Source organism: Streptomyces sp. N35, from assembly GCF_016464295.1.
Classification (GTDB): Bacteria; Actinomycetota; Actinomycetes; order Streptomycetales; family Streptomycetaceae; genus Streptomyces.
In genome coordinates this window covers 1-9,589 of sequence record NZ_JAEIMH010000035.1, presented here as the reverse complement: position 1 = coordinate 9,589, position 9,589 = coordinate 1, and the positions used below count along the sequence as shown (strand labels likewise).

The 9,589-nt window shown below is 71.5% G+C and carries 6 protein-coding genes; all 6 read right to left on the bottom strand.

Going from position 1 to position 9,589, the window contains the following annotated elements; all coding sequences use genetic code 11:
• Positions 1–25 precede the first annotated feature (25 nt).
• A complete protein-coding gene (locus tag JAO81_RS20210; RefSeq protein ID WP_199549296.1) occupies positions 26–862 on the bottom strand; it encodes a class I SAM-dependent methyltransferase in 837 nt (278 codons plus the stop codon).
• 17 nt (positions 863–879) lie between these two features.
• The gene (locus JAO81_RS20205; RefSeq protein WP_199549295.1) at positions 880–3,150 is read right to left on the bottom strand and encodes a bifunctional glycosyltransferase family 2 protein/CDP-glycerol:glycerophosphate glycerophosphotransferase; all 2,271 of its coding nucleotides are present in this window, start codon (positions 3,148–3,150) and stop codon (positions 880–882) included.
• Positions 3,151–3,325: 175 nt separating this feature from the next.
• Positions 3,326–4,282, bottom strand: a complete 957-nt coding sequence (locus JAO81_RS20200) for a carbohydrate ABC transporter permease (protein WP_199549294.1) — start codon at positions 4,280–4,282, stop codon at positions 3,326–3,328.
• On the bottom strand, positions 4,279–5,637 hold the full coding sequence (locus tag JAO81_RS20195) for a carbohydrate ABC transporter permease (RefSeq protein ID WP_199549293.1): 1,359 nt from the start codon (positions 5,635–5,637) through the stop codon (positions 4,279–4,281). Before JAO81_RS20195 ends, JAO81_RS20200 begins: the two co-directional genes overlap by 4 nt.
• Positions 5,638–5,646: 9 nt before the next feature.
• Positions 5,647–7,005 (bottom strand): ABC transporter substrate-binding protein, encoded by a 1,359-nt coding sequence (locus JAO81_RS20190; protein WP_199549292.1) that lies wholly within the window; start codon positions 7,003–7,005, stop codon positions 5,647–5,649.
• A 180-nt stretch (positions 7,006–7,185) separates the two neighbouring features.
• A partial coding sequence (locus JAO81_RS20185; protein WP_199549291.1) for an FtsK/SpoIIIE domain-containing protein occupies positions 7,186–9,589 on the bottom strand: 2,404 nt, incomplete at its 5' end.

Below are 9,589 nucleotides of genomic sequence, written 5' to 3'. Positions count from 1 at the left end.
CCGCGTGCGGAGGGGATGTGCGGCATCAGCCCCGCCCCAGGAGCGCCCGCAGCCCGCCCCTGCGCACCGGATGGTGCGCGGGAGTCCGCGCCCCGCGATGCCGCGACACCGGCTGCTGGGGCAGCCGTGCCTTGCGGCCGCTGATCCGGATCATCGGGTCGCCCGCCACCTGCTCGGCGCCGTGCCACATGTCGTCACGGCCCGCGAGCATCGCCGCGAGATCCGCGTGCACCTCGTCGTACGCGCCCCAGGTCCCGTAGAACTTCGTGGCCGTGATGCACAGCGGGCGCAGTCCCGTCGTGGCGACCGCGCCCCAGGTGGCGGCGGCGACGCCCGGGCAGTGCTCGGCGCGGAAGTCGTCGAGCACGAGGATGCCGTCCGGGCCGATCAGGTCACGGGCGGCCGCGATGTCGCCGTGCACGTGCTCGTACATGTGCGAGGCGTCCACGTGGATGAAGCGGCACGTGCCCGGCTCGACGTGGTCGGTGATCACCGAGGACGGGCCCTGGACGACGGCCGGAAGCTCGTCGTGGAACGACAGGTAGTTGGCCTCGAAGGCGCGGCGCGTGAGGGTCGCGTACGAGCGGTTCATCTCGCGGCTGTTCGCGTCGTCCTCGGCCGGGGAGTCGAAGAGGTCGCAGACCGTGAAGAGTTCACCGGGGCGCAGATAACGGCCCATGAAGATGGCGCTCTTGCCGAGATAGGCACCGATCTCGAGAAGGTCACCCGGCTGGCCCTGTTCGCCCTGGCGGGTCAGGAACCAGTCGAAGAGCACCTGATCAGGGCTGTGGAACCAGCCCTTGACCTCGGACAGGCTGGTGGGGCGGGGCAGGGCGGCGGGGTCGCACGGGGCGTGCTGCATCGGAACTCCCGGGAGTTTCAGGGCCGTTCGGGCACAGGGGCAACGAGCGTCGGCTCGGCCGGTTGCGGTACGCCCCTCCTTGTCGCGGACGTGGCTGCCGCAGCCGGCACGGGGCGCCTGTCCGCCAGGGGAACCACCGGGGGAAGGCCAGGTGTCTGGCCGAGGAACAGATGGCGTACGACGCGTTCGGCGGCCCGTCCGTCGTCGTACGCGCAGAAGCGCTCACGGAACGCGGCCCGCAGCTGCGCCGAGCGCGAGCCGCGCCAGTGCCCGGTGGCGAAGATGTCGATCAGCTCGTCCTCGCTGCGGGCGACCGTGCCCGGCGGGAAGGCGCGCAGATCGAAGTAGGTGCCGCGGGCGGCCTCGTAGGCCTCCCAGTCGTCCGCGTAGATGACGATCGGGCGGTCGAGGTTGGCGTAGTCGAACATCAGCGACGAGTAGTCCGTGACCAGCGCGTCGCTCGCCAGGCACAGCGTCTCCACGCTCGGGTGGGACGAGACGTCGATCAGGCGGGCGGAGTCGGCGGTGGCGAGCGGGGCCTCGTAGCTGTGGTGCGCGCGGGTCAGCACCGTGTAGCGCGGACCCAGTTCGCGCAGCATCCGCTCCAGGTCGACCGAGGTGCGCTGGGTGCGCCGGTAGTCGCGGTACGTCGGCGCGTACAGGATCGCCGTGGAGCCCTCGGGGATGCCGAGCGTCTCGCGCAGCCGGGCCACCTCGTGCGAAGTGGCGTGCAGGAAGCGGTCGTTGCGCGGATAGCCGTACTCGAGGATCTCGTACGTGGCGGGGAAGACCCGCTCCCAGGTCAGCGTCGAGTGGCGGTTGGCGGACAGGACGTAGTCCCACTTGTCCGCGCTGGCCATCAGCTGCCCGAAGTCCGTGTCACGGGCGGCGGCCGGGCGGTCCTGGAGGTCCAGGCCCATGTGCTTGAGCGGGGTGCCGTGCTGGGTCTGGATCAGGATCTGTCCGGGGCGCTTGACCAGCCTGCGGTCGAAGTTGACGTTGTTCACCAGGTACTTGGCGCGTGCGAGCGCCGTCCAGTACGCCGCCGTGCCCGGTGTCAGACGCCGCGTCCCCGTCGGCACCTGGTGGTGGTGCCCGGGCTGTGCGATCCACGCGGTGCGGATACCGGGCGCGAGTTCACGGACCTTCGCCTCGATCGCGCCCGGGTTGCAGGAGTGACCGCGGCCCCAGTACGCGGAGAACACCGCATAGTCGGTCTTGACCGGCAGCTTGAGCTGGATGCGGTAGTGCACCTGGAGCAGGGCGCCGCGGGTGAGGCGTCGCAGGCTCTTCGCGTACGAGACGAGCCGGGCCTTCACGCCCAGGGACAGCATCAGCGCCCGGTACGTGCGGTGCGTGCCCAGCTTGACCAGCGCGTGCCGCAGCCGGGTGCGCGGCGGTACCGGGTGGCCCTTGGTGCGGTAGCGGCCGTAGTGGGTGCGGGCCCTGCGCAGGAACTCGGCCCGGGTGCCGCGTGGCAGGCGGCCGCGCTTGGTGAAGAGCGTCGAGTAGTGGTCGGTCATCCGGCGGAACATCACCGGACGCCAACGGGCCAGCTCGGGGCGGGAGTCGAGGAAGGCGAAGACCCGCTCGTACTGGTCGAAGATGTCGAAGTGCTTACGGCTGGTCGTGCCGAGGATCGAGCCGCGGCGGCGCTGGCGGTAGTGCACGCAGACCCGGTCGAGGACCGCGAGCGACTCGGCCGCGAGGAGCGCCGGGTACGTCCAGGGCGTGTCCTCGTAGTAGCCGGGTGGGAAGGCGAGCTGCTGCTCCTCGATGAACTCGCGGCGGTACGCCTTGTTCCAGGCGACCATGATGACCTTCAACAGGCCCGGCCGGTCGGCCAGTTGGAAGCTCGCGGGACCCTCTTCGGCGAGCAGGTGCGCGAACTCGTTGCGGCGGATCTCGCCGGTCCAGTAGGTGCGCGCGTAGTCGTAGAGCAGGACGTCCGGGCTGTCGGTCTCCTTGAGGCGCTCGGAGATCGCGCGCAGGGAGTCCGGGGTGAGGGTGTCGTCGCTGTCCAGGAAGATCAGGTACTCGCCGCGCGCCTGCGCCATGCCGGCGTTACGGGCCCGTCCGAGGCCGACGTTCTCGGCGAGGTGGACGGCTCTGACCCGGGGGTCCGCGGCCGCGAACTCGTCGATGATCGCGGGCGATCCGTCGGGTGAGCAGTCGTCGACGACGATCAACTCGAAGTCCGTGCAGGACTGTTCGAGGACCGATGCGAGGCATTCGTGCAGGTATGCCTGCACCTTGTACACGGGGACGATGACACTGAACCGGGGCAAGGCACATCCATGGGTCGGCACGGGCATACTGCCGTGAAACGGCCCTGGGCGTAGAGCAGTTACGCCAGACGTGGCATACGGGGGAACCGTCCGGTACGACGGAAGGCGCCCTGCAGGTCAGGGCGCCTTCCGCCTTCGTTCGCTCATCGTTTACTTGACGGTTCTCTCCCTCGCGCTACTTGACGGCTCCCGCCATCACACCGGACACGAACTGCCGCTGGAACGCGAAGAACACGGCCAGCGGGATCACCAGCGAGAGGAACGCGCCGGGGGCGAGTGTCTCGATGTTCTGGCTGAACGCCCGGGTCTCGCGGGTCAGGGCGACCGTCAGCGGCTGCGACGAGGTGTCGGTGAAGATCAGTGCCACCAGGAGGTCGTTCCACACCCACAGGAACTGGAAGATGGCGAGCGAGGCGAGGGCGGGCCCCGCGAGCGGCATCACCACGGTGAAGAACAGCCGTATCTCGCCGGCGCCGTCGAGTCGCGCCGCCTCGAGGAGTTCACGCGGGATCTCCGCGAAGAAGTTCCGCAGCAGGAACACCGCGAACGGCAGACCGAAGCCCACATGGAACAGGATCGGGCCGACGATCGAACCGAACACCCCGATGTCGCCGAACAGGCGCGCCAGCGGGATCAGCGCGATCTGGATCGGGACGACGAGCAGGCCCACCACGGCCACGAACCACCAGTCGCGCCCCTTGAAGTCCATCCAGGCGAACGCGTAGCCGGCCATCGCGCCGATGACGACCACGAGGACCGTCGAAGGCACCGTGATCCAGACGGTGTTGAGCAGCGAGTCGGTGATCGCGTCGTTGCCGAGCAGGGTCGAGTACAGCTCGGAGGTGAACTGCGAGGGCTCGCTGAACACCGTCCACCAGCCCGACTCGGTCATCGCGCCCGGGTCGCGGAACGAGGAGACGAGCAGACCGAGGGTCGGGGTGAGCCAGAGCAGCGCCATCAGGATCAGGAAGACGCGCAGCACCCCACCGCCCGAGGCGGTGGCGATCCGCGGGGCGAGTGGGCGCTGCGGCGGAGCCCCCGCCCGGCCGGGTGCGGCGATGGGCGCCGCCTTGGCGGGGGTCTCGGGGCCCGCGGGGCCGGAGAACTCGGATGCCGCCGATGACTCGCTCATCGCCGCCCCTCCTTCCGCAGGCGCCGGATGTTGATGATCATCACCGGCATGACGAGGATGAACAGGACGATGGCGATGGCGCTGCCGAGCCCGTAGTCGGCGCGTGGCCCGAAGGCCACCAGATACAGCTGCAGCGCAAGGACGTTGGCGTCGTCCTGCACGGGTTCGGGCGCGATGATGTAGACCAGGTCGAAGATTTTCATCACGTTGATCATCAAGGTGACGAACACGACCACGAGGACCGGTGCGAGCAGCGGCACCGTGACCCGCCGGAACACCTGCCACTCGTTGGCCCCGTCGACGCGCGCCGCCTCCAGGAGATTGCGGTCCACTCCCGCGAGCCCGGCCGCGATGAGGACCATCGCGAAGCCCGCCCACATCCAGGCGTACGCGCCGATCACCGCGGGCGTGACCAGGCTCGGGCCGAGCCAGTCGAGCCCGTTGTAGGGCGCCCCGAAGTTCGATGCGGGCAGCCTGAGTTGGGCCCCTTCGGCCTCCGCGGGCAGCGCGAACGTACCGTCGTCGCCGGCCGTGGCCGACGCGACCACCTCGCCGTCCTTGACCGCCTCGACCTTGATGCCGGGCAGGGCGCGCTCGGTCCCGTCGACGACGCCCTTCTCCCCGCCGCCGCCCTTTTGGAAGTCCAGCCATACGGTGCCGGTGATCTCGTCACCCGAGGTCTCGGCCGCCTTGGCCGCTCCGGGATCGCCGGGCACCTTGTCCGGCGGGATGCCGACGAGCGGCAGCATCACCGGATCGCCCGCGGACACCGTGGACTTGGTGGTGTACGGACCCTTGGCGCGCGGGCCCTCCATGTCCGACCAGACGGGCGCGTTCGCCTTGGGATAGCCGGTGGAATCGGCGAACGTGTCGTGCACGCCCACCACCACGGCGTTCGCCACACCCTGGTCCGGGTCCGCCTCGTAGACGAGCCGGAAGATGATGCCCGCGGCCAGCATCGAGATGGCCATGGGCATGAAAATGAGCAGCTTGAACGCGGTCTGCCAGCGCACCCGTTCGGAGAGCACGGCGAAGATCAGGCCGAGCCCGGTGACCAGGGCGGGCGCCACCGCGACCCAGATCGCGGTGTTCTTCAGGGCCGTGAACGTGGCGTCGTCGCTGAACACATCGCCGTAGTTGCCGAGCCCGACGAACCCGTCACCGGACTCGTCGAACAGGCTGCGGTAGACGGAGTACCCGATGGGGTAGACCACGAGCGCCCCGAGCATCACCAGGGCGGGCAGCAGAAAGGCCACCACCACCCAAGGCTTGGTGCCCAGAACGCTCTTGCGCGGTTTCGCGGGGGGCACACCGGCAGGACCGGCGGCCCCCGCGCTCACTGCAGGGGTCGACATCGGAGGCCGTCAGCCCTTGTACGCCTTGGCCGCGGCGCTCTCCAGCTGCTGCTGCAGCCCTTCCACGTCACCGGGGTTCTTCAGGAAGTCCTGCAGCCCCTTCCACATGCCCTGCCCCTTCGTACCGCCGAACGCGGCCGGAGCCTGGTCGGACATGTCGAAGCGGAAGTCGTCACCGGCGTCCAGCAGGGCCTGGGCGATCTCGCGGGTGATCTTGTCCTTGTACTTGGCCATGTCCACGGACTTGTTGGGGGACAGGATGCCGCCCTGGTTCACCCAGATCTCGGCCGCGTCCTTCGAGGCCAGCCAGGTGATCATCGCCTGGGATGCCTCGCCGTCCTTGAGGACCGTGGCCACGTCGCCGGCGCTGACGACCGGCGATTCGTCGCCGACCGCCGGGAACTTGAAGACATCGGCGTCCTCGCCGAGCTTCGCGTCCGTGTCGGCGTTGATGTTCGCCGCGACGAAGTCGCCCTCGAAGACCATCGCCGCCGGGGAGTCACCGCTGAAGGTGTTCGTCACGGACTTCGGGAACTCGGTGCGCAGCGCGCCGTCCGCGCCGCCCTGGATCAGGTCGTCCTTGCCCCACAGCTCGGCGAGCGTGGTGAGGGCTTCCTTCACGCTGGGATCGGTCCACTTGATCTCGTGCTTGGCCAGCTGGTCGTACTTCTCGGGCCCGGCCTGCGAGAGGTAGACGTTCTCGAACCAGTCGGTGAGGGTCCAGCCGTCCTGGCCGCCGATGGACACAGCCGGCCAGCCCGCGTCGGACAGCGTCTGCGCCGTCTCGACGAAACCCTTCCAGTCGGTGGGCGGTTCCGTGATGCCCGCGGTCTCGAAGCCCTCGGTGTTGTACCAGACCAGGGACTTGTTCGCGGCCTTCGCGTAGACGCCGTACTGCTTGCCCTCGTATGCGCCGAGGTCCTTCCAGCCCTTGCTGAAGTTCTTGTCGAGCTGCGCCTGCGCCTCCTTGCCGAGCGGCTTCACCCAGCCGCGCTCGGCGAACTGGTGCAGCACGCCCACCTGCGGCAGGAAGGAGACGTTCGGCGGCTTGCCGCCCTCGATCCTCGTGCCGAGCACGGTGGCGGTGTTGTCCCCGGTGGACAGGTAGTTGACCGTCGCGCCCGTGCGCTTCTCGAACTCTTCGAGTACCTTCCTGAAATTCTTCTCCTCGGGCCCGGACCACACGCCCGAGACCTCCAGTGTCTGGCCGTCGAGCTTGGGCAGCTCGACCGTCTGGGCCGCTCCCGTGTCCTTGCCGTCACCGGGCTTGTCCTCAGAGCCGCCGTCGTCACCGCAGCCGCTGAGCGCCAAAGCGCCCACGGCGGCGAGCGCGATCGCGGCCCTGCGTGTCCGAAGAGTTGTGCGCATCACTGCCCCGTCTCTCCCGTTCCGCTGTCCCGTGCGGTCTGGTCTACGCCCGGTGATGGGGGGCGGCAAGAGCGCCTGCGGTGTCAAGTGGGCGATCGTGATGGGGTCGTGACGGGATGTCAGGACAAACCCGGAGGGTTCAGCGGGTGCCTGCGGCCCGCACCCCGGAACGCCACACCCTCACAACAGCGAAGGAACCTCGCGGGCCGCCACCGACCGGGTCGCCCGTTCCAGCGCGCTGGCGAGGAGGGCCAAGTCCGTCGGTCCGTTGCCGAGTTCGCGTACGGGGCGGCGGTCCGGCGGATCGCCCATGCGCTCCCACTCCAGGGCCACCGCGGTCGGCCGCAGCGTGGCCGTACGCGGGATGCGCCCCGTGACCCGCCCCGTCTGGAACGGCACCACCCGGCCGTCGGCGAGCAGCAGCCGCCCCCGCCCGGGCGCCGGATCCTCCGGCGCGGCGGAGGGCGCGGCGAGGACGATCCGTACGGCGGCGCCCCGGACCGGCAGCGAATCCACCGTCCGCTCGGGCCGCCCGGTCGCCGCGACCAGATGGACGCCGAGCCGCTCACCCTCCCGTACGACGGCTTCCAGGGCCCGGACCACCGAGCCGGCCGAGGGCCGCCCGGGTGCGCCGAGCGCAGGGGCGATCAGGGCGTCGAGGTCGTCGACCACGACGACAAGTCGCGCAAGAGCCGTCTCCTGCGTGATCCCCGCATCGGAACTCCGCCCGCCCGCACGCAACTTGAGGGTCGAGCTCGGGGGTGCGTCCAAGTCCGCCGAACCGTCCCCGGAACCCGAGCGCTGCGCGACCATCCGCCCGGCGACCGCCCGCCCCGTATGCCACTCGGCGAAATCGCTCCGGCCGAGCAGTTCGCCGCGCCGCTTCAGCTCGGCCGTCAGGGACTGGGCGAACTCCCGCATCCGTACCGGGTCGTTGGCCGCGAGGTGCGTGGTCACATGGGGCAGCTCCGTGGCGGGCCGCAGCCCGTCACCCCGTTCCGCGCCCGCGCCGTCCACGAGGACGAGACCGAGCCGGTCCGGACGTTCGGCCGAGGCGAGCGAGGCGGCGACCGCCCGCAGCAGCTCGGTGCGCCCGCTGCCCGGGGGACCCTCGACGATGACATGCGGCCCCTGGGCGACCAGGTCCGCGCAGACCGGGCCGCGCGGGCCGGCCCCGAGCACCGCCCAGGCGCGCCCGCCCGGCGAATCGTGGTCGTCCGCGGCCGCCGCCCAGCGGGCGAGCAGCGATGCGGGGGTGGCCCGCGCGAGCCCCAACTCGTCCAGGAGGCGGGCGGCTTGGGGCAGCGGGGAGGCGAGACGGGCGGCCTGCGGCCCGTTCTCCGCCGTACGCAGCGGTGCGAGGGCCCGCGCGAAACGCTCCGCCCACGCCGGCGACACCGCGTCCACCGACGCGACGGTGCCCTGCCCGGCGAGCTGCCCGCGCACCGTACGCACAAGGCGCAGCGCCGTGGCCACATCGCCGCTCAGGAGCGCCACCGCACCGCAGGAGCGGAAGGCGGGCAGCGCCGTGCACGCCGTCTCGTACGTCACCGAGACCGGCGACGACGGGGACGCGGACGGGGTCTCGGCGAGGCACAGCACATGGATCCCGGCCCCCGGACCCTCCTCGGCGAGCCGCACGGTCGCCGCCCGCAGCGCGGCCGAACCGGGGTCGCCGTCCACCACGAGCAGCGTGCGGGGCCCCGCGGCGCGGCCGGGGGCCTCGCCCTCGTCGAGCCGGTCGTCGATCCGGCGCAGCAGTTCATCCGTACGGGCCGCCGCCTGCTCACGGTCGTACGCCACCAGGAGCCGGCAGTCCTCACCGCGGGCCGGCCGCAGATGCGGCAGCCAGCCCAGCCAGGTCCACTCGGCGACCCGCTGCTCCACCGTGCGCGAACGGTCCGTGCTGAGCAGCACGATCTCCAGCTCCGTGGGCGCGTGCAGCGCCGCGAGCTGGGCGAGCACGGCGCGCGCGAGCCCGGTCAGGCGCGCCCGCGGCCCCGCGAGCCCGAGCCCGCCGGCCTCGCGCAGCCCGACCGTGACGGGCACATGGGGCATCCCCCGCTCCGGGGGAGAAGCCGAGAGCTTGGGGAGGGGCGGCAAGCCGCCCTGGTCGGTCAGCGGCCGGTCCACGGTGCCGAGCCGCACGGTGAGCGCCTCGGGATGCTCCCGGCCGCGCTCCCAGAGCCGCGGTCCCGGGCCGAGCGCGGTGAGCAGCAGGGCCGCGGGGTCGGGCCAGGTCTCGGGCTGGGGGGTGCGCTCGACGAACTGTGGCGCGGGGGGGGGTCCGGCCGGCGCCAGGGGTCCCCCCGCGGGGCGCCCGCCCGCGACCCGCCGCGCCCAGGCACCGAGCCCGCGCCGGCGCAGCTGCCGGGGAACGGTGGTGCCGCGCGCGGGGGTGCCGGTACGGCCGTGCTCACCGAGCGGCTCGGCCGGTTCGTCGGCACGGGTGTGCTCATGGGACGGGTCCAACTCGGCGTGCCCGTAGGCGTGATGGGTGGCGCCGGCGGGCGCGCCCGCGGGCGGCGACGCCTGCGCGGGCGCGCGGGGGGGGGGCCGGGGGCCCGCGGGGCGCGCCCCGCCG

Bases quoted from the DNA above. Each gene is read 5' to 3' on its own strand.
- JAO81_RS20200 (WP_199549294.1), bottom strand. From the start codon at position 4,282: ATGAGCGAGTCATCGGCGGCATCCGAGTTCTCCGGCCCCGCGGGCCCC.
- JAO81_RS20195 (WP_199549293.1), bottom strand. From the start codon at position 5,637: ATGTCGACCCCTGCAGTGAGCGCGGGGGCCGCCGGTCCTGCCGGTGTG.
- JAO81_RS20210 (WP_199549296.1), bottom strand. From the start codon at position 862: ATGCAGCACGCCCCGTGCGACCCCGCCGCCCTGCCCCGCCCCACCAGC.
- JAO81_RS20190 (WP_199549292.1), bottom strand. From the start codon at position 7,005: ATGCGCACAACTCTTCGGACACGCAGGGCCGCGATCGCGCTCGCCGCC.